The 19547-nt window shown below is 40.7% G+C and carries 19 protein-coding genes; 16 read left to right on the top strand and 3 right to left on the bottom strand.

Annotated features, from left to right (window positions below; translation table 11 throughout):
- The first annotated feature begins 8 nt into the window (after positions 1-8).
- From FJR71_RS02640 to FJR71_RS02620, 5 genes are all read left to right on the top strand, one after another.
- Positions 9-1790 carry an ABC transporter ATP-binding protein gene (locus FJR71_RS02640; RefSeq protein ID WP_140814020.1) on the top strand — a complete coding sequence of 594 codons (1782 nt, stop codon included), beginning with the start codon at positions 9-11 and terminating at the stop codon, positions 1788-1790.
- 121 nt (positions 1791-1911) lie between these two features.
- Entirely contained in the window at positions 1912-2466 is a 555-nt protein-coding gene (locus tag FJR71_RS02635) for a GNAT family N-acetyltransferase (protein WP_140814019.1), read from the top strand.
- A gap of 212 nt (positions 2467-2678) precedes the next feature.
- Positions 2679-3998, top strand: coding sequence for a branched-chain amino acid transport system II carrier protein (gene brnQ / locus FJR71_RS02630; protein ID WP_140814018.1), 1320 nt, complete (start codon positions 2679-2681; stop codon positions 3996-3998).
- Positions 3999-4157: 159 nt separating this feature from the next.
- Positions 4158-4865 carry a thiol-disulfide oxidoreductase-associated membrane protein CcdA2 gene (ccdA2, locus tag FJR71_RS02625; RefSeq protein ID WP_006596323.1) on the top strand — a complete coding sequence of 236 codons (708 nt, stop codon included), beginning with the start codon at positions 4158-4160 and terminating at the stop codon, positions 4863-4865.
- Between the two features lie 22 nt (positions 4866-4887).
- Positions 4888-5460 (top strand): TlpA family protein disulfide reductase, encoded by a 573-nt coding sequence (locus tag FJR71_RS02620; RefSeq protein WP_140814017.1) that lies wholly within the window; start codon positions 4888-4890, stop codon positions 5458-5460.
- 185 nt (positions 5461-5645) lie between these two features.
- On the opposite strand, the gene FJR71_RS02610 is transcribed toward FJR71_RS02620, so the two are convergent.
- The 3 genes from FJR71_RS02610 to FJR71_RS02600 are packed head-to-tail and all read right to left on the bottom strand — an operon-like array spanning position 5646 to position 8453.
- Positions 5646-6881 (bottom strand): NAD(P)H-dependent oxidoreductase, encoded by a 1236-nt coding sequence (locus FJR71_RS02610; protein ID WP_140814016.1) that lies wholly within the window; start codon positions 6879-6881, stop codon positions 5646-5648.
- An 18-nt stretch (positions 6882-6899) separates the two neighbouring features.
- Entirely contained in the window at positions 6900-7505 is a 606-nt protein-coding gene (locus tag FJR71_RS02605; protein ID WP_048788871.1) for an NADPH-dependent FMN reductase, read from the bottom strand.
- A gap of 24 nt (positions 7506-7529) precedes the next feature.
- Positions 7530-8453 (bottom strand): FAD:protein FMN transferase, encoded by a 924-nt coding sequence (locus FJR71_RS02600; RefSeq protein ID WP_140814015.1) that lies wholly within the window; start codon positions 8451-8453, stop codon positions 7530-7532.
- Positions 8454-8668: 215 nt separating this feature from the next.
- On the opposite strand from FJR71_RS02600, the gene nox reads away from it, so the two are divergent.
- The 11 genes from nox to FJR71_RS02550 all read left to right on the top strand — a co-directional run bounded on the left by nox (position 8669) and on the right by FJR71_RS02550 (position 19518).
- Positions 8669-10045 (top strand): H2O-forming NADH oxidase, encoded by a 1377-nt coding sequence (gene nox, locus FJR71_RS02595; protein WP_140814014.1) that lies wholly within the window; start codon positions 8669-8671, stop codon positions 10043-10045.
- Between the two features lie 107 nt (positions 10046-10152).
- Entirely contained in the window at positions 10153-11694 is a 1542-nt protein-coding gene (locus FJR71_RS02590) for a ClC family H(+)/Cl(-) exchange transporter (RefSeq protein ID WP_140814013.1), read from the top strand.
- Between the two features lie 94 nt (positions 11695-11788).
- Positions 11789-12658 (top strand): iron uptake system protein EfeO, encoded by an 870-nt coding sequence (efeO, locus tag FJR71_RS02585; protein ID WP_140814012.1) that lies wholly within the window; start codon positions 11789-11791, stop codon positions 12656-12658.
- A gap of 2 nt (positions 12659-12660) precedes the next feature.
- Positions 12661-13869: an iron uptake transporter deferrochelatase/peroxidase subunit gene (gene efeB / locus FJR71_RS02580; RefSeq protein WP_140814011.1), complete on the top strand. Its 1209-nt coding sequence runs from the start codon at positions 12661-12663 to the stop codon at positions 13867-13869.
- Complete coding sequence (locus FJR71_RS02575) at positions 13847-15529, top strand: FTR1 family iron permease (RefSeq protein ID WP_140814010.1); 1683 nt, start codon at positions 13847-13849, stop codon at positions 15527-15529. The genes efeB and FJR71_RS02575 overlap by 23 nt, the downstream gene beginning before the upstream one ends.
- Positions 15519-16238 carry a twin-arginine translocase subunit TatC gene (tatC, locus tag FJR71_RS02570; RefSeq protein WP_140814009.1) on the top strand — a complete coding sequence of 240 codons (720 nt, stop codon included), beginning with the start codon at positions 15519-15521 and terminating at the stop codon, positions 16236-16238. Before FJR71_RS02575 ends, tatC begins: the two co-directional genes overlap by 11 nt.
- 2 nt (positions 16239-16240) lie before the next feature.
- Positions 16241-16441 carry a twin-arginine translocase TatA/TatE family subunit gene (locus tag FJR71_RS02565; protein WP_140814008.1) on the top strand — a complete coding sequence of 67 codons (201 nt, stop codon included), beginning with the start codon at positions 16241-16243 and terminating at the stop codon, positions 16439-16441.
- Between the two features lie 405 nt (positions 16442-16846).
- Complete coding sequence (locus FJR71_RS02560; RefSeq protein ID WP_140814007.1) at positions 16847-17464, top strand: CPBP family intramembrane glutamic endopeptidase; 618 nt, start codon at positions 16847-16849, stop codon at positions 17462-17464.
- A 591-nt stretch (positions 17465-18055) separates the two neighbouring features.
- Positions 18056-18181 (top strand): hypothetical protein, encoded by a 126-nt coding sequence (locus FJR71_RS10160; protein ID WP_267472022.1) that lies wholly within the window; start codon positions 18056-18058, stop codon positions 18179-18181.
- A gap of 57 nt (positions 18182-18238) precedes the next feature.
- A complete protein-coding gene (locus FJR71_RS02555; RefSeq protein ID WP_140814006.1) occupies positions 18239-18799 on the top strand; it encodes a sugar O-acetyltransferase in 561 nt (186 codons plus the stop codon).
- The gene (locus tag FJR71_RS02550; protein WP_140814005.1) at positions 18796-19518 is read left to right on the top strand and encodes an alpha/beta hydrolase; all 723 of its coding nucleotides are present in this window, start codon (positions 18796-18798) and stop codon (positions 19516-19518) included. Before FJR71_RS02555 ends, FJR71_RS02550 begins: the two co-directional genes overlap by 4 nt.
- Positions 19519-19547: the final 29 nt, after the last annotated feature.

The following is a 19547-nucleotide window of genomic DNA, read 5'->3' as shown; positions in this document are numbered from 1 at the left end:
AGGAGAAAATGAAAGAAAAACGTTCCAGTTTTGTACGCCTTTGGGGCTACTTAAAAGCTTATCGCTTTGCCGTTATTTTCGCTACTCTTCTAAAAATTCTGAGTGTGGTCATGAGTGTCATCGAACCCTATATTCTAGGACTCGCCATTACTGAATTAACTGCTAACCTGACAGATATGGCTAGAGGAGTAGCAGGATCTCAGATTAATGCTGGCTATGTCGGCTGGGTCATGGTTGTCTATCTCTTCCGTGGAGTCTTGTATGAACTCGGTTCATATTATTCGAATTACTTCATGACCAATGCTGTTCAAAGCATGATTGAGGATATGCGTAATGACTTATCCGAAAAAATTAATCGTATCCCCGTTTCTTACTTTGATCAGCACCAATTTGGAGATCTTCTCGGTCGCTTTACCAGCGATGTCGAAACGGTTTCCAATGCCTTGCAACAGTCCTTCCTTCAAATTGTGAATGCGATTTTCACCTTAAGCTTGGTCATTGCTATGGTGCTTTATCTCAACCTCACTTTGGGCTTAATCGTGATTGCTTCTATTCCGATTACCTTCTTCGGTGCCCAGTTTATTATGAAGAAATCCCAGCCTTATTTTAAAGAGCAGGCTGATGTTCTTGGGGCTCTAAATGGTTTTGTTCAGGAAAACTTGAGTGGCTTTAACGTCTTAAAACTCTATGTACGTGAAGAATCATCGCAAGAAGAATTCCGTGACATTACTCGTCGTCTCCAACAAGTTGGATTTAAAGCGAATTTTATTTCTGGACTGATGATGCCAGTTCTTAATGCGATCTCTGATTTGACCTATCTTTTGGTCGCAGTTATCGGAGCTATTCAAGTTCTTGCCGGTCGTCTTACAGTTGGGAATATGCAGGCTTTTGTCCAATATGTCTGGCAGATCAATCAACCTATTCAAAATTTGAGCCAGTTAGCTGGCACCTTGCAAAGTGCCAAATCTTCACTAGACCGGGTCTTCCAAGTCCTTGATGAACCAGATGAAGTGCTCGGTAAAAATGAATCTCTGGATAGGGAATTGACAGGACAGGTTAGCTTTAATCATGTGGACTTCCAATATGTGGAAGACAAACCGCTGATCCGTGATTTTAACCTAGAGGTTAATCCTGGGGAGATGGTGGCTATTGTCGGACCGACAGGAGCAGGGAAAACAACCCTCATCAACCTCCTCATGCGTTTCTACGACGTGACTAAGGGGGCTATCACAGTGGATGGTCATGATATTCGTGACCTATCTCGCCAAGACTACCGTAAGCAGTTTGGGATGGTTCTCCAGGATGCTTGGCTCTATGAAGGGACCATTAAAGAGAATCTGCGCTTTGGGAACTTGGAAGCAACAGATGAAGAGATTGTCGCTGCTGCCAAGGCTGCCAATGTGGACCACTTTATCCGGACCCTTCCGGGTGGCTACAACATGGAGATGAACCAGGAGTCTAGTAATATTTCTTTGGGGCAAAAACAATTGTTGACCATTGCGCGTGCCCTTCTAGCTGATCCAAAGATATTGATTTTAGATGAGGCAACTTCTTCAGTGGATACGCGTCTGGAACTCTTGATTCAAAAGGCTATGAAGAACTTGATGAAGGGGCGGACGAGCTTTGTCATTGCTCACCGCTTGTCTACGATTCAAGAAGCAGACAAGATTTTAGTCCTTAAAGAGGGGCAAATCATAGAGCAAGGAAATCATGAGTCTCTTTTGGATGCAAAAGGATTCTATTACGACTTGTACATGAGCCAATTCTCCAAAAAAGAAGAAGCTCAATAAAAACGTAAAAAAAGAGCAGTTGCTCTTTTTTTGTTAGGCAAATCACTTGCTTTTGTTAAAAGTCGGATTTCTTGAAAGGGGTTATTTTATTTGCTATAATCGAAGCAGAAATGGAGGCTTTATGCGCTTAACTAGCCAATTAATCACTGAAACGTTCCCAGACCTGGATAAGGTCGAGAGGTTAAATATCGAAGCTTTCCCTGAAGAGGAACGAATTCCTTTATCAGAATACTTACGCTATACGGATAATGACGATGCCAATTTCTTTGCTTTTTATAACGAAGAAGAATTTGTCGGTTTTGCTTTCTCTATCTATAATCAGAAAGCTTTTTACGTCAGCTTCTTTGCCATTATGCCTCACTTGCGGAGTCACGGCTATGGGCAAGAAATTATTGAAAAATTAGTCGAATTTTACCAACGAACCATGTTGTTAGAAGTTGAGCGATTGGATGAAGAATGTGATAATCTAGAACAACGACGAGCTCGGATGGACTTCTATTTGCGGAACGGCTTCAAAACAGCTAATGCCTTTTTAGAATACGATGATCTGAGTTTTGAGATTCTTTATCGAGGCGATCAATTTAATGAAGAGGCTTATCGGGACATCTTCCATAAACTGCAAGCAGAGAATTACTTTGATTTCCGTATTGAGTATCGTCGCTTTAGTGAAGACTAAAAAAGTGCTTCTCTGTTACTTAGCAGAGGAGCTTTTTTTAATCAATGGATGAAGAAGTAAATAAGTATATAAATTTGTACCCTGATATTTCATAATAATATAGCTTAACCCATAAGTTACATGTTGCAATCCATAAATCCAGGAAAAAAGAATTGCCGTGGTGGAAGAAAGCTGTTATACTAGAAAAGATTGAAAAATGTAAAGGAGAACACATGTTACGAAAAGGTTCCTTAACAGGTTTGCTGTTATTTGGTATTTTCTTCGGTGCAGGGAATTTGATCTTTCCACCTGCGCTAGGTGCCCAGTCGGGTAGCCATTTTTGGCCAGCTATTGCTGGATTTGTCTTATCAGGAGTAGGGATTGCGATTATTACCTTGATCATTGGGACACTCAATCCTAAAGGGTATATTCATGAGATTTCACGAAAAATTGCTCCTTGGTTTGCCATCGTTTATCTGGTAGCCTTGTATCTGTCTATTGGTCCCTTCTTTGCCATTCCAAGAACAGCTACTGTTTCCTACGAGGTTGGTATTGCTCCATTGTTAGGACAATCAAGTGGTAGACTGAGTCTCTTTATGTTTACTTTAGTTTATTTTTGTTTAGCCTATTTGATTGCCTTGTATCCTTCTAAAATCCTAGATAGTATTGGTCGGATTTTAACACCTGTCTTTGCTATCTTGATCGTTGTCCTCGTTGTCCTTGGTGCTCTCAAGTACAGCGGACACGCGCCTCAAGTGGCAACAGAAGCCTACCAAGTATCTGCCTTTGGTCAAGGTTTCCTTGAAGGGTATAACACCTTGGATGCTCTTGCTTCAGTAGCCTTTAGCGTCATCGCAGTGACTACTCTTAATCACCTTGGTTTCACCAGCAAGAAAGAATACATTAAAACAATCTGGATTGTTGGCATCGTTGTAGCCATCGGCTTTAGTATTTTGTATATTGGATTGGGTTATCTTGGAAATCACTTCCCAATTCCAGCAGAAGTGATGGCTTCCGATGCCAATAAGGGTGTTTATGTCCTCTCAGAAGCTACCAAGGCTATCTTTGGCCCAGTTGCTCAAATCTTTCTTGCAGGTATGGTGACGGTGACTTGTTTCACAACAACAGCAGGTTTGATCGTATCGACAGGGGAATTCTTCCATAAAACCTTCCCTAAAATTTCTTACAAGGTCTATGCAACTCTCTTTACCTTGATTGGATTCTCCATTGCCAATCTTGGTTTGAGTGCCATTATTGCCTATTCATTGCCTGTTTTGATGATCCTCTATCCAATCACCATTACTATTGTGTTGATTGTGATTGTAAATAAATTTACTCAACTATCAAAACCAGGAATGCAGCTGACTATGTTCTTAGTTAGCTTGGTTGCGATTGCAGATGTTCTTGCAAGTACCTTCAAACTTACAGGACTGGCAAACATCATTAAAACTTTGCCATTTGCTGCCCAGTCCCTCCCATGGTTACTCCCAGCAGTAGTCGGGATTATCCTCTCTCTTTTCTTGCCAAATAAACAAAGTGCAGAAGAAGAATAGGTCGTCAATTGAACTCCAAAGTGATATGCTTTGGAGTTTTTGTTTGGTTATGAAACTAGTTTCTAAATGATCCTTTAGAAATCAAAGCGTAGCAGAAATTTTTAATTTAGGAGCTGGAGTGATATACTAGTTGTAGCATATCAATATACGGAGTATTTTATGAATCAAATCGTTTTCTCCTTCACTGTCTTTCTGGCAGGCATTCTCTCCTTTTTCTCTCCCTGTGTCTTTCCATTGCTTCCGGTGTATATCGGCGTCTTGCTAGGAAGCGATCAGGAAAAATCCGTTCAGATTTTTGGGAAAAAGATTCGCTGGCATGGGATTGTAAAGACCTTGTGTTTTATCGCAGGGATTTCTGTTATTTTCCTCCTCATTGGTTTTGGGGCAGGTTTGCTTGGTCAGATCATGTACACCAACTGGTTCCGTTACCTGATGGGAGCGTTGATCATTATCCTTGGTCTTCATCAGATGGAAGTCTTTCATTTTAATTTCCTAGAGAAACAGAAGACAATGGATTTCGGGGCAAACAAGCACAAGAATGAATTATTTTCAGCTTTTCTCCTTGGACTTGGTTTTAGCTTTGGATGGACGCCATGTATTGGTCCTGTTCTTGGCTCTGTACTTGCCTTAGCAGCATCCAATGGCCAAGATGCCCTTATGGGAGCCGTTTACCTTTTCATTTATACATTAGGGATGGCTATTCCATTCTTACTTCTAGCTCTAGCATCTGGGATCGTTCTCCCATACTTTAATCGTCTAAAACCCCATCTCTTGTTACTAAAGAAGATTGGTGGCTTGATCATCATTATTATGGGGATTTTGTTACTTTTGGGACAATTGAATAGCTTGTCTGCTATCTTTTCATAAATCAAATGGAGGTTTACTAATTATGAAAGTTATTAAATACGCCTGTTTTTCGCTTCTTTCTCTATCCATCCTGACTGCTTGCTCTATGAATCAGTCCGAAAGTGGCATGAACAATCAATCCATGGATAATCAATCAATGACCAATACAACCGCTAGTAAACATCCTTTAGTAGGAAAAGAAGCGAGTGACTTCGAGCTAAAGGATATGAAGGGGAACACAGTTAAACTTTCAGACTACAGAGGTAAAAAGGTTTACTTGAAATTCTGGGCGACTTGGTGTGGTCCTTGTCGCCAAAGCATGCCTGAACTCAATAAATTAGTTGAAGAGAAGGACCGGGACTTTGAGATTCTTACCGTTATGGCACCAGGAATGCAAGGTGAAAAAACAGAAGAAGAGTTCGTTAAATGGTTTGCCCAACAAGATTATCAATCAGTGCCTGTTTTGTACAATCCAGACGGATCTGCCTTTATGAATTATCAAGTTCGTTCAATCCCTACGGAAGTCTTTATCGATAGCCAAGGAAAGATTGGACATGTTCAATTAGGGGCAATTTCAAACGAAGATGCCAAGAAGATTATCAAAGAGTTGAAATAAAAAAGAGAGTGGGACAGAAATCGGTAATTGGTTAGAATTCGATTTCGTCGTCCCACCTCCGCACAGTTGAGTAGGGCTGTAAAAGCTGATAAAATCAGCGTAGTAGAGCCCACTCAACTACTGTGTCTTGCTCGATAATCCAAAGACAATTGAGAGGCTAGGACTTTTGTCCTAGCCTCTTTTTATTAGTTACTTGCACCAGATGTAGCATCGGCAGCTCCGTCACCGTGTCCTCTAGCATCTGAAGCACCTGAAGTTGCATCAGCATCCCCATGACCAGCAGCAGGAGCAAATGGTCCGCTACCACCTACAAGGCGTTGACCGGTTGTTTGAAGATACCAGTCCAACCATGGTTGGAAGTTAAAGACGATCTCATTGATACCAGCATAAGAACCATCTGGATAGTACATTGCTTGGTAGTTGTGAGTATTGATTACGCCTTCAGGAGATCCTGGAACAATGGTACGAACATATTCTTGGTTTCCATTGCGAAGAGTACCGATGACCCATTCAACGTTTTTCATACGTGCTGGTGGAAGTGAACCGTGAACAGTTGACATCCGGCTACCAGATTGAGGTGGCACGCGTTTTGCAAACATGGTATCTGGGTCTTGGTGGGCATTGTTGTAGTAAAGGAACTGGTTGTTGTCATCCGCATATGTCAATTCAAAAGGCATAGCTTTCAAGAACATATCAATTTGGTTAACTGTCAGGATACCGTGGTCCAATTTGACATAAGTATCACCAGATACAGCCCCTGTAATTTCTGCAACTTTTTCTACCCAATCTGGATCATCCGGATCAACCTCAGTAATAGTAGTAGCGATTGGTTTTCCGCAATCCAAATCTTCTGGTTCAATTGGTTTTGGTTTTTTCAATTTAGAAACGACTCCTACGTATTTCACAAAGTTATCTAAACAAGTTTCAAGGAATTTTACAGTTCCTTCGTTGATGATGTTGCCATCTGCGTCAAAAGCTTCTTTCGCTTTTCCGAGAAGGAATTCGTTCCCTGGAAGTGTATAGGCATTGACACCTGGAGCATCCAGAATCTTACGAAGGTGAACTTGGGCACGAGAAGTACCTTGGTCGTAGTAAGAAGCACCCACGATCATAACAGGTTTGCTTTCAAATGGATGTACTTCATAGGAAAGCCATTCTAAAACAGATTTTAGTCCTGCTGAAATGGTGTGGTTGTGTTCAGGAGTTGCGATAATCACACCATCGGCACGGGTAATTTTATTGTTGAGGAGACGCAATTGGAAGCTTTCGTCCCATTTTTCATCCTGGTTGAACATTGGAACTTCGTCGATTTCAAGAACTTCTAATTCAAATTTAATCTTAAAATGACGACGGATGAATTCCAAAAGTTTTCGGTTATATGATTGGTCATAGTTCGATCCTACAAGTCCTACAAATTTCATGCTAGTATGTCTCCTATCTTACAAGTTTTCCCAGTCGAAGTCTTCGGCATCTTTACGAAGTAATTCTTGAGCGTTGCGCAATTTTTCAGTAACTTTAACAAAGATACGGAAATCATCAAAGATGGCGTCGAGTTTCTTGATGACGTCAAGATCTACCAAGTCACCATTTTGATCAAATGCTTGAAGAGAGTGAGAAAGCAAGAATTCGTCTGGAAGGACAGTTGCTTTGATTTCTGGTGAGTTCAAGATTTGACGAAGTTGCAATTGAGCACGAGATGAACCAAGTGTACCATAAGAAGCACCTGTGATCATCACTGGTTTGCTTAAGAGTGGGTAGATGCCATAAGATAGCCAAGCAAGTGCACTCATCAAGACGGCAGGGATGGAGTGGTCGTATTCTGGTGTGCCAATGATGACACCATCAGCTTCCTCGATTTTCGCAGCAATCTCTAAAATAGTCTCAGGGACTTGTTTGTTAGCTGGCTTGTTGAAGACAGGGATATCTTTAATCTCAACTAACTCAATCTCTGCTTTGTCAGCAAAATGCTTTTGCATGTATTGAAGCAGTTGGCGGTTTGTTGAACGTTTGGAGTTTGTTCCAACGATCGCAATAAGTTTTGTCATGGAAATTCCTTTCTGAAAATAAAATTACAAATAATCATGAAGCCCACTAGTATAGGCCAGGCGACCTGACTGATAAACTAAAATAGCATCAATGCCAGGTAAGGTTTCAACCATCTTTAAAATGTCGCTCGGTTCTTCACCGAACAAGCGCGTAGTCCAAATCTCCCCATCGACTGATCGATCAGAAATAATCGTGAGACTTGCCAGTTCCGTTTCAACAGGATAGCCAGTTAGAGGATCAAAAATATGATGGAAGGACTGGCCGTCAACCTCGAGGTGACGAACATAGGTCCCTGATGTCACGACAGACTTATCAGTTACAGATAGAACTAGTAAATGTTCCCCTCTTGGAAGCTGAGGATTTTGAATCCCGATTCGCCAAGGGCGTTGACTAATAGGATTTTGACCAAGGGTAAGGATATTCCCTCCCAAATCAATTAAAGCCTGTTCGATCCCCTGACTTCTGAGATAGTTAGCTAATAAATCAGCACTAAACCCCTTAGCTAAAGCGCCTAGATCAATTTTCATCCCTTTTCTTTTGAGAAAGACAGTTTGATGATTTGGATCTAAATAAATCTGATGAGGATCTATGATTTTCAGGATTTGTTCAATTTCCCCTTTGTCAGGATTCCTAGCATCAGAAAAACCAATTCTCCAAGTTTGGACAAGTGCACCAATAGCGATATTTAAATGACTTCCTTGGGCCTGACTATGTCTGGTTCCTAGAGCAATCAGTGAAAAAAGATCAGGATGAACCTCCACAGGTTCAATGCCAGCCTTTTGATTGACCTCCATCAATTCAGAAGAAGGGTCATTGGCACTAAAGCGATGCTCATAGGATCGCAGAAGACTAAAGCAATCGGCCAGTATTTGGTCAGCTTGTTGATGAGAAATCGAAACGGTTATGGTGGAGCCCATTAGGCGTTCGGATCGACTAGTTAGTTCCACAAATAGTAAACCACCTTTCCAATATTCACCTACTTTAAGTTTATCAAAAAGAAAGCCATTTCACAATCCCTCCAAGCAAATTTATTGACATTTTTCAGGACTTATGCAGATTGATTTGAAAATACTATCACAAATTGTAAGCAAAAAAATTGGAAACGATATCATTTTCATGTTATAATTATAAGGTAAATTAAATTAAAGGTAGGATTATTTCTATGAGTAAAATCGTAGTTGTGGGTGCTAACCACGCTGGAACTGCATGTATCAACACAATGTTGGATAATTTTGGAAACGAAAATGAAATCGTTGTTTTTGACCAAAACTCAAATATCTCATTCCTTGGATGCGGAATGGCTCTTTGGATTGGTGAACAAATTGACGGCCCTGAAGGCTTGTTCTATTCTGATAAAGAAAAATTAGAAGCAAAAGGCGCTAAAGTTTACATGAACTCACCAGTTCTTTCGATCGACTACGACAACAAAGTTGTAACTGCTGAAGTTGACGGAAAAGAGCACAAAGAATCATATGAAAAATTGATCTTCGCAACTGGTTCAACTCCAATCTTGCCACCAATCGAAGGTGTTGAAATTGTTAAAGGGAACCGTGAATTCAAAGCGACTCTTGAAAATGTGCAATTCGTTAAATTGTACCAAAACGCTGAAGAAGTGATTAACAAACTTGAAGATAAGAGCAAACACCTTGAGCGTATCGCTGTTGTTGGTGGTGGTTACATCGGTGTTGAGCTTGCTGAAGCATTCGAACGCCTTGGAAAAGAAGTGGTCCTTGTTGATATCGTTGACACAGTATTGAACGGATACTATGACAAAGACTTCACACAAATGATGGCTAAAAACTTGGAAGACCACAACATCCGTTTGGCACTTGGTCAAACTGTTAAAGCTATCCAAGGTGACGGTAAAGTAGAGCGTTTGGTAACTGACAAAGAAACATTCGACGTGGATATGGTTATTCTTGCTGTTGGTTTCCGTCCAAACACAGCGCTTGCTGATGGTAAGATCGAACTCTTCCGCAACGGTGCCTTCCTTGTAGACAAGAAGCAAGAAACATCAATCCCAGGTGTATACGCTGTGGGTGACTGTGCAACTGTATATGACAACGCTCGTAAAGACACTAGCTACATCGCACTTGCATCAAACGCTGTACGTACTGGTATCGTAGGTGCTTATAACGCTTGCGGACATGAGCTTGAAGGAATCGGTGTGCAAGGATCTAACGGTATCTCTATCTATGGACTTCACATGGTTTCAACTGGTTTGACTCTTGAAAAAGCAAAAGCAGCAGGCTATAACGCTGTTGAAACTGGCTTTAACGATCTTCAAAAACCAGAATTTATCAAACATGACAACCATGAAGTTGCCATCAAGATCGTCTACGATCAAGATAGCCGTGAAATCCTTGGTGCTCAAATGGTATCACGCGATGCTGCAATTTCAATGGGTATCCACATGTTCTCATTGGCAATCCAAGAGCATGTTACAATTGAAAAATTGGCTTTGACTGACTTGTTCTTCTTGCCACACTTCAACAAACCATACAACTACATCACAATGGCAGCACTTACTGCTAAATAATGAAGTTTAAAAAACGCTCATTAGGGCGTTTTTTTGATTACCCATACTCAAGAGCTGTGAAAAAGTAGTATAATAAAGGCAACAAATCTTGGAGTTTAAGAGAATATATGAAACAAAGTCAGCAAATCCAAAAAGAATTTCAATCGACCTCAAGATCTATTTTATCTCAGGTTAGTAGAGGTGTTTTAGTGGGACTCGTAGTTGGTGCCATCGTCTCGAGTTTTCGCTTTTTTATTGAGCATTTCTTTCATTTTGTGCAGGGGCTGTATAGGAATCTAGGAAGAAGTCCGGTCAATTGGGTCATTCTCCTCTCTATGTATCTTTTTATTATTCTGCTAGCTAGCCAACTGATCAAAAAGAACCAAAACGTAAAGGGCTCCGGTATTCCCCAAGTGGAAGCAGAATTAAAGGGTTTACTCCAGATAGACTGGTGGGCTACGCTTTGGCAGAAATACATTTTAGGAATACTTTCAATTGCAAGTGGCTTAATGTTGGGACGTGAAGGACCCAGTATCCAACTTGGTGCCATGGGAGGAAAAGGGCTAGCTAAGAAACTTGCACTAAGTCCCGTTGAAGAAAGAGCCTTGATTGCCAGCGGTGCTGCGGCAGGTTTGGCAGCGGCCTTCAATGCGCCGATTGCGGGCCTTCTCTTTGTAGTAGAAGAAGTCTACCATCACTTTTCTCGGGTCTTCTGGGTATCGACCTTGGCTGCGAGTTTGGTCGCAAACTTCGTCTCCCTCAATATTTTCGGTCAAACACCTGTTTTAAACATGCCAGACCACATCCCCCATATCGATTTATCCAGCTATTGGATTTTTCTAGTGATGGGAATTTTTCTTGGCGGAACTGGTTATTTCTATGAAGTTGCTGTTTTAAATATTGGTCGTGTTTATCAAAAGCTTGGTAGCTGTTTCAAGGTGGCGGCACCCTATTACCCACTCTTTGCCTTTCTTTTGATCATACCGATTGGTTATTATTTCCCTCACTTACTTGGTGGCGGCAATCAGTTGGTTTTGGATTTAGCCCATGTCCCACTTAGTATCCAAACGCTCATCTTTTATTTTGGTGTGCGATTTATCTGGAGTATGATCAGTTACGGTAGTGGTCTTCCTGGTGGCATCTTCCTTCCTATCCTAGCTCTTGGCTCAGTCTTAGGAGCCTTGGTTGCTGCGGTGTTATTGCAGTTTGGTCTCATACATTCTAATCAACTCCCCTTGTTTGTCATTTTAGGAATGAGTGGTTATTTCAGTGCCATTTCAAAAGCGCCCTTGACAGCTATGATTCTAGTGACCGAAATGGTAGGAGATATTCGAACCTTGATGCCGATTGGCTTGGTGACTTTGACAGCCTACATTACCATGGATCTACTAAAAGGAGCTCCTGTCTATGAGGCTATGCTGGAACAATTGATGCCTGAGGTGACCAGTGGTTCGGATGTCTTAACCTTAATCGAAATTCCTGTATCAGAGAAAATAGCAGGTCGCCAAGTACGAGATTTGGACCTGCCGAGAGATCTCCTGATCACAACTCACCAACATAATGGCAAAAATAATACAGTGCATGGAAGCACCCGTCTCTATCTTGGAGATAGCATCTACCTTGTCGTAAAAGAGACAGACATAGGTCGGGTGAAAGAGTTACTCCTCTAATTTGTTTTATTAAAGTTTTCTGACAATTGTTGAAAAATGAGAAAATCTTTGCTATAATAGACCACGTAAAAAAAGAATCCAGGAGAAAAGACTCATGAAAAAACTTGCAGTAGCACTCTTATCTGTTGCTTTATTAGCAGGCTGTGCCAATACATCTTCAAAAAATACAACCTCAAATAGCTCCTCTTCGACAGTGAAATTGTCTAAAGAGGATCAAAAAGCCTTGGATCAGGCGACAAGTGAATACAAGGAGTTTGTGCAAGGTCAAATTGATCAATTGTTGAAAGACACGGAAGAATTTCAACGAGTCCTCAAAAGTGGTGACCTAGAAGAAGCGAAGAAAGTCTATCCGTTGATTCGGATGTCTTATGAACGTTCTGAACCAATCGCTGAAAGTTTTGGAGAGTCTGATGTCAAGATTGACTTCCGACTTGTTGACTATGTTGATGAAAACAAATCAGAAGAAGGTTGGTCTGGCTTCCACCGTATCGAACGCATCTTGTGGGAAGAAAATACAACCGAGGGTACTGAAAAATATGCAGAGCAATTGGTCAAGGATATCAAAGAGCTGAAAGCTAAGATTGCGACAGTAGAAGTGACGCCAGATTTGATGTTGACAGGTGCGGTTGACCTCTTGAATGAAGTGGCGACACAAAAGATCACTGGGGAAGAAGAAATCTTCTCTCATACAGACCTTTATGACTTCCGTGCCAATATCGAAGGGGCTGAGAAGATCTTTGCTCTCTTCAAGCCTCTTATTGAGAAGAAGGATGCCAAGCTAGTGAAAACCCTTGAAACAGAATTCAAGGCTGTGAATGACCTGTTAGACAAACATATGACGGATGAATCTAACTATAAATCATATACTGATCTAACAGAAAAAGATACCAAAGAACTAGCAGAAGCAGTAACAAAATTGGGAGAACCACTCTCTCAAATGGGAATCATTTTAAACGGTAAATAACAATGACAAAAGACGATAAATTTTTTGAAAAGAAGATGGATCGTCGCGAATTTCTGAAAAAAGCAGGTATTGGGGGAGCAGGCTTAGCACTTGGTCTATCCGGTGCTTCTGCTTTTTTCGCTAATAAGGAGCAAGGTTCCAAGAATATCGCAGACGGTCAAGAAGAGATTAGTTTTTACGGTAAGCATCAGGCAGGGATTACCACGCCCATGCAGAAGAATATCTATTTTGTGGTGCTCGATCTCCGGACGACAGATAAAAACGAATTGATTCAGTTGTTTAAAGAATGGACAGATTATAGCCAGAAATTAGTTAATGGCGAACTGGTCAAAAAAGATGGTTCCAACGCTCTCTTGCCACCAAGTGACACTGGGGAAACTGTCGGACTAAATCCTTACCGCCTCACCCTAACCTTTGGTGTTTCAGCTAGCTTTTTGACCAAATTAGGCCTTGAGAAGAAACGTCCCAAACTCTTCCGGGATCTGCCAGCTTTTCCTAAGGAACAGTTGAGAGAGCAGTATACAGGTGGTGATATCGTTATCCAAGCATGTGCAGATGATGAGCAAGTGGCCTTTCATGCTGTCCGCAACTTGATCCGTAAAGGACGCAATAAGGTAACCATGAAATGGAGCCAATCAGGATTTGCTGCTATTGGGGATCGCATGGAAACTCCAAGGAACCTCTTCGGCTTTAAGGATGGGACTGCCAATGTTACGACAGAGAAAGATTTCGATAAGGTAGTTTGGGCTGATAGTCAAGATTGGATGAAAAACGGCTCTTATATGGCTGTCCGCCGGATTATCATGCACTTAGAGACCTGGGATCGGACCAACCTGCAGGAGCAAGAAAATACCTTTGGACGCTATAAAGAAAGTGGCGCACCATTTGGAAAGAAAAACGAGTTTGACGAAGTGGACCTCTCCCTCTTACCAGTTGACTCACATGTCCGTTTGGCTAAAGAAGTGGATCTGCCAATTTTGCGACGCTCTTATTCTTACTCTGATGGGATTGATCCGAAAACGGGGCAGTTTGATGCAGGATTGCTTTTTATTGCATTTCAAAAGGACCCAGACCGTTTTGTGAAAATCCAAACCAATCTTGGGGCAGACGATAAGATGAATGAATATGTGACCCATATTGGCAGTGGCCTCTTTGCCTGCTTCGGAGGTGTGAAGGAAGGAGGATACATTGGTCAAGACTTATTTGAATAAATTTTTAGTCGTCCTAGTAGCCTGTCTCTTTTTCATCGTCACCCCTGTCCAAGCTGAGTCTTATAGTGATCTCTTTATCAAAATCACCGATGCAACGACAGCAGTTCAGGATAAGGATCAAGAAAAGGCTCACACTCTTGTCGCAGAGATAAAAGAAGAATTTCTGAAGAAAGCCAATCATGATTCCAAGGCAGGAAAAGAAGTCCAGAAGAGTTTGGACTTGGAAGGCGAGATCACAGAAAAGCAATTGGTGACTGTCTCCACTTCCTTGCTAGCCTTTGAAAAAGAGCAAAATCCAGTCGATCTGGATGCTGAAAAGGAGAAGCTAGAAACTCGCTTGCAACCTTACTTTGAGAAGCTACAAGAGGCGATCACAGCAAAGGATCTCCAAGCGACACGAAAGGCTTACGCTGATTTAAACAACACCTGGACCCGGAATGAAGCGGTTGTCAGAGATCATAGTACCGCTTATTACGGAAAGGTAGAAACAGCCATTTCCTTCTTGAGAAGTGCGATCGAAACAGAGCCTACAAACTTTGACTCCATCCAATCTTCTTACAATGACCTAAAGAATGTGCTGGATCAATTTATCAGTGGGGAAAAGATTGAGGAAACAAGCTCCAATCTGACCCTTTCAGACGGGATCAAGCTCCTCAAGAAAGCTCTGAGCCTCTTCCAAGCCAATGACACTAGCCAAGCTAGTCAAGTCATGAAGGAGTTCATTACCATTTGGCCAACGATCGAGGGCGATGTCAGCACGACTAATCCTGGTCTCTATACTCGGGTGGAAAGTCAAGGTCCTGTCATCATGGTCAAGGGGAACGAAAGCAAGTATCAAAAGCAACTGGAAGCTCTGATTAGTGATCTATCTGCTATTGATACTACCGCCTCCTATTCTGCGGTTGACGCTATGTTGATCCTCTTACGCGAAGGAGTCGAAGCGCTTTTGATTGTCATGGCTTTGGTGACGGTCCTCAAGTCAGCAAAACTATTCAAAGGCTTGAAATGGGTTTATGCAGGTGCTCTTTTGGGAATCTTGGCTAGTGCAGCCATTGCAGTTGCTCTTCAATTCTTATTCCCAGCTGTTACCTCGGCTTCCAACCGTGAGGTCATCGAAGGAGCAGTAGGGATCATCGCAGTAGGGATGATGATTGTCATTGGGATTTGGCTACATCGCAAGTCCTCTGTTCAAAAATGGAACCAATTCATGGAAAGTCAGATGAAGGCTGTGACAGCAACTGGAAGTTTCATTTCCATGTTTGCCCTCAGTTTCTTAGCTGTCTTCCGTGAGGGAGCTGAGACCATTCTCTTCTATGTGGGAATTCTCCCTCGTATTCGCTCCTTTGATTTCTTCCTAGGGATCGGCTTAGCTCTGGCAGTTTTAGCCATTCTCGCCATTCTCATGACCAAGGCAAGTCATCTGGTCAAGCCACATAAGATTTTCTTCCTCTTGACTTGGATGATTTACGCCCTGGCCTTTAAGATGCTAGGGGTGAGCCTACACGCGCTCCAATTAACCAATATGCTTCCCAATCATATATTGAGTAATTTCCCGACCATCGATTGGGCAGGGATTTATCCAAGCTGGGAAGTTCTTACTTGCCAAGTTCTATTCGTTCTTATTATCGTGATTGTGACGGTGAAACAGCATGAAAAATGAAGATAGAAGGCTCACAATTGTAGAGCATTTAAGCGAGTTTAGACGACGCTTCATCGCTTGTATCCTTTGTTTTTTCGTTGTTTTTTGTGGAGCCCTCTTGTTTTCTGATCAGCTTTATGCCTTTTTGACGGCTGGATTTCGAGAGAAACTCTTGGTCCTTGGCCCTAATGACATTTTAAGCATCTACCTTCAGTTGGCAAGTTTAATGGCATTTACCATCACCCTGCCCTTCACCCTCTTTCAAGTCTGGCAATTTGTAAAACCAGCTTTGAGAAAAGGAGAAGCTGGAGTTATTCTGCTCTATGTGCCGGCCAGTTTGATTTGTTTCTTGCTAGGCTTACTCTTCGGCTATTATCTGGTTAGTCCAGCTATTCTCGAGGTACTCCTGAAGTTGGGACAAGGACAGTTTACCATCCAATTAACGGCACAGAACTACTTGACCTTCATCTTTCATACAACCGTTCCTTTGGGTGTCTTGTTTGAATTGCCAGTCCTTGTAGCCTTTTTGACCTCGATTCATATCTTAACGCCAGAATGGTTAAGACGCTACCGCCGAATAGCCTACTTTCTATTGCTGGTATTAGCAGTCATCCTGACCCCTGCTGATTTTATCAGTGATCTAGCTATGACCGTGCCTCTGATTTTGCTCTACGAAGTGAGTCTAGGCATCAGTCGCATTATCTATAACCGCATACAAAAAAGGAGATAAATATGGGAATTTTACGTGATATCGGTGCACCAGGCCTGATTATTATTATCCTGGGAGCCCTCTTAATCTTTGGACCAAAGCGTTTGCCTGAATTAGGACACTCGCTTGGAAAAATGTTTTCTGAATTCAAGTCAGCCGTTAACAATGGTGCTGCTGAAAAAGAAGAGGACAAAGAAAAGACTAGCAAAACTGAAGAAAACTAGTCTTATAAATAGATTAGAATCATTTAGTTTAAAAGCATTTCATGACGATGGAATGCTTTTTAAATTTTGTTTCCTTTTTAAAGATTCATATACGAAAGTGACAGGAATTGAAAGCATTTCGTCTAATACGAGATGCTTAATTTTACAAATTGAGAATTGCATATAATTATTTGAAAAAATAAAAAAAGTTAGTTACAATAAAAATGTAAAGCGCTTTCTCGATTAGTGGAGAGGTTAATAATGTAAGAGATCTGTTTTTCTTTCTTAAGTTTTTAGAAGAGGTAAAATGTCAGAATCAGTATATGCAAAGAATCTCAGCATTTCCGCTTCAAGTTTCAGAAAAATGATTAACTGAATTAAGCAATGATTGAAATATTAATAATGGTTTATTGGAGGTAGTTAAAAATGAAAGAAAAATATAAAGTGACTGGGCAGTTATTTTTACTCTCAAATTTACCGTTTTGTTGTTTTATTTTGAAAGATATTTCATTAGTCTATGCTAGGTTGCTATTTGTACTTTTCTTGTTTTTTACATTATATTACTCTTATAAAATAGCCATAAAACATAATGTCATTAATCGTATTCAGAAACTAGAGTGGAACAAAGTACTTTATTGCTTAGCATTCGCTGCTTTGTTAAGACTCATAGTTCATTTGTATATAAGCATTTTTGGAGATACCCAAAATGATGCGTTATTACAAATTTTAAAAGATATTATGGGCGTAGAGTTATTCAATTTTTATGGAATTTTCGTAGGACCAGTTTTAGAGGAATTAACTTTTCATGGTGCAATAATGAATTATTGCTATAATATGAGCAGGAAAGGTTTCATCATATCAAATATATTGTTTGGATTTGTGCATTGCATGAACGAACCTAGTATTGGAATTTTTATTAGATCGATTTTACTGTATAGTTTGTTAGGCGGTATAGTATCTTACATTTATTATAGAACTAAAAGGATAGAATACTCTGTACTAATTCACATGCTGGCTAATTTTTTGGCTGTAATAAATTTTTAATTATGTATTCTGATTATTTTTTATTTGTAATTTTATGTAAGATTTTGCTTAATAAACCACTAATAAATATTGCAGAAATATGTACTGATTTTCAAATATATAAGGTTCGAAAACATGATTTTTTGTATGACTCAATTTTACAGCTCACAGGTTTAGAGCGGAAAGAAGAAAAAATTATCAAACACAGTTTCCGTTTGTTAGAAGAACAGCTTGGGCTCCATATCAAAGAAAACTACTCAGGAATTTCTAAAATAGAATTCTAGCCAGAGGGGTAAAACTTGGGAGGCAATTAGAAGAAAATAGAGATAAGTTTGAATATACAATTTCTAGTTTTGAAACTAGATTAAGCCACCGTATAAGGAAAAAACTTTACAATAAAAGTATGGAATCTCTTGAAATATGAAAAAGAAGCGATAACACTGATCACTATTTAAAACACTCTATAGCAAAGCCCACTTGTTTCTGCTGTCTGAAAATTTTTGTAAATTACAAATTGAAAACAAATCAAAATTTGATAGCGTTTTCCTTGAATCTAAAATAGGCCAGGAGTATAATAGAGGGTGGAAAAAGTACATTAAAAAGGAGTGTTTCATGATGATCATTAGTGTGATTTTTGCTGTAGCTTACTTCTTGCTGGTTGCCCTTGTTGCGGCTCTTGTTTTCCGAGCGATAGGAAAAATATTTGAGCTCTTCGATGGTTTCCTGATGTACCATTAAGAGATAAACAAGTCCACTCATTATGAGTGGTTTTTTACTATTAGACGGGAGAAGATTATGAAAAATGAATATGAAAAAATGATTGCTGGTGACTTTTACAGTCCCATGGATCCAGAATTGAGGAAGTTAGCCCAAGAAGCTCGGGTCAAGCAATATGCCTTTAACCAAGAAGCAGATGGAAAGAAGCGGAGCCAAATCATAAAAAGTTGGTTCGGATCCACTGGGGAAAATCTTTCCCTTCATCCTTTTTTAGCTTGTGATTATGGGGTGAATATCCACTTGGGAGAGAACTTCTATGCCAACTGGAACCTAACCATGTTGGATGTCTGTCCAATCAGGATTGGAAAGAACGCCATGATCGGTCCCAACTGCCAATTTCTCACGCCTCTCCATCCCCTAGATCCGCATGAACGTAATGCTGGAAAAGAATATGGAGCTCCGATAACGATTGGAGATAACTTCTGGGCTGGTGGAGGAGCTATCATTCTTCCAGGCGTTACCCTAGGCGATAATGTCGTCGTTGGAGCAGGGGCAGTAGTGACCAAATCCTTCGGGGATAATGTGGTCCTAGCAGGTAATCCAGCCAGAATCATTAAGGAAATCGAGGTGAAAGAATGAGATTTTACTTTATCGGAGGACTCGGAAGTAACGAAAATCATATGAGCGAATTTGCTCACTGCTTTCCATACCCCATCACCTATCTAGATCCCTATAAGGTAAAACTGGAATCTGCAAAAGATTTAGTAGATTGGTTTGAAGCCCATGCGGATTCTAATGAAAATACTTGTATCATTGCCCACTCACTAGGTGGAGATTTGGCTCGCTACCTAGCCTCCAGGATACCACAAATGACTCACCTGGTTCTGCTAGATGGTGGCTATCTTAATATGAACCAGATCTTACCACTAGAACAGGAAATTGAAGAGACACTCGCCTATCTGAAGCAACAGGTATTTCCATCTCTAGAAGAAGCTGTTGCAAGTGAACTTGGAGATGCTGAAAATCCTTCGCCAACCACTATAAAAGCGATCCAATCTAGTTATCGTTGGAATTCTGACCTTCATCATTATGAACTGGATTTAGATCCAGAAGCAGTTCTTTCTTTACTGAGACTTAGGCGGGAGCTCCGGTCTTTTCAAGTTCCACTCATAGATATCAAGGCCTTATTCATCGGACCTAAATACGAAGATGAGCCCGATTGGAGAGCTCAAGCACTTGAGACATTAGATCCATCTATCAAAAAACTACTCTTAAAGGATCTCGGTCACGATTTTTATACAGCAGTCCCTAAGCTTGTCAGCAAAGAAATCAGCAATTGGATTGGTATTTGTTCATAAATAACTCGTATATAGAAGATATTCTAACT

Source organism: Streptococcus xiaochunlingii, from assembly GCF_006385805.1.
Lineage (GTDB): Bacteria > Bacillota > Bacilli > Lactobacillales > Streptococcaceae > Streptococcus > Streptococcus xiaochunlingii.
Note: the sequence above shows the minus strand (reverse complement) of the source record. Positions and strands in the feature narration are given on the sequence as shown.

Bases quoted from the DNA above. Each gene is read 5' to 3' on its own strand.
- FJR71_RS02610 (WP_140814016.1), bottom strand. From the start codon at position 6,881: ATGAAATTTGTAGGACTTGTAGGATCGAACTATGACCAATCATATAAC.
- efeO (WP_140814012.1), top strand. From the start codon at position 11,789: ATGAAAAAACTTGCAGTAGCACTCTTATCTGTTGCTTTATTAGCAGGC.
- FJR71_RS02590 (WP_140814013.1), top strand. From the start codon at position 10,153: ATGAAACAAAGTCAGCAAATCCAAAAAGAATTTCAATCGACCTCAAGA.
- FJR71_RS02560 (WP_140814007.1), top strand. From the start codon at position 16,847: ATGAAAGAAAAATATAAAGTGACTGGGCAGTTATTTTTACTCTCAAAT.
- brnQ (WP_140814018.1), top strand. From the start codon at position 2,679: ATGTTACGAAAAGGTTCCTTAACAGGTTTGCTGTTATTTGGTATTTTC.
- FJR71_RS02565 (WP_140814008.1), top strand. From the start codon at position 16,241: ATGGGAATTTTACGTGATATCGGTGCACCAGGCCTGATTATTATTATC.
- FJR71_RS10160 (WP_267472022.1), top strand. From the start codon at position 18,056: ATGATGATCATTAGTGTGATTTTTGCTGTAGCTTACTTCTTGCTGGTT.
- efeB (WP_140814011.1), top strand. From the start codon at position 12,661: ATGACAAAAGACGATAAATTTTTTGAAAAGAAGATGGATCGTCGCGAA.
- FJR71_RS02640 (WP_140814020.1), top strand. From the start codon at position 9: ATGAAAGAAAAACGTTCCAGTTTTGTACGCCTTTGGGGCTACTTAAAA.
- FJR71_RS02605 (WP_048788871.1), bottom strand. From the start codon at position 7,505: ATGACAAAACTTATTGCGATCGTTGGAACAAACTCCAAACGTTCAACA.
- tatC (WP_140814009.1), top strand. From the start codon at position 15,519: ATGAAAAATGAAGATAGAAGGCTCACAATTGTAGAGCATTTAAGCGAG.
- ccdA2 (WP_006596323.1), top strand. From the start codon at position 4,158: ATGAATCAAATCGTTTTCTCCTTCACTGTCTTTCTGGCAGGCATTCTC.
- FJR71_RS02620 (WP_140814017.1), top strand. From the start codon at position 4,888: ATGAAAGTTATTAAATACGCCTGTTTTTCGCTTCTTTCTCTATCCATC.
- FJR71_RS02550 (WP_140814005.1), top strand. From the start codon at position 18,796: ATGAGATTTTACTTTATCGGAGGACTCGGAAGTAACGAAAATCATATG.
- nox (WP_140814014.1), top strand. From the start codon at position 8,669: ATGAGTAAAATCGTAGTTGTGGGTGCTAACCACGCTGGAACTGCATGT.
- FJR71_RS02635 (WP_140814019.1), top strand. From the start codon at position 1,912: ATGCGCTTAACTAGCCAATTAATCACTGAAACGTTCCCAGACCTGGAT.
- FJR71_RS02555 (WP_140814006.1), top strand. From the start codon at position 18,239: ATGAAAAATGAATATGAAAAAATGATTGCTGGTGACTTTTACAGTCCC.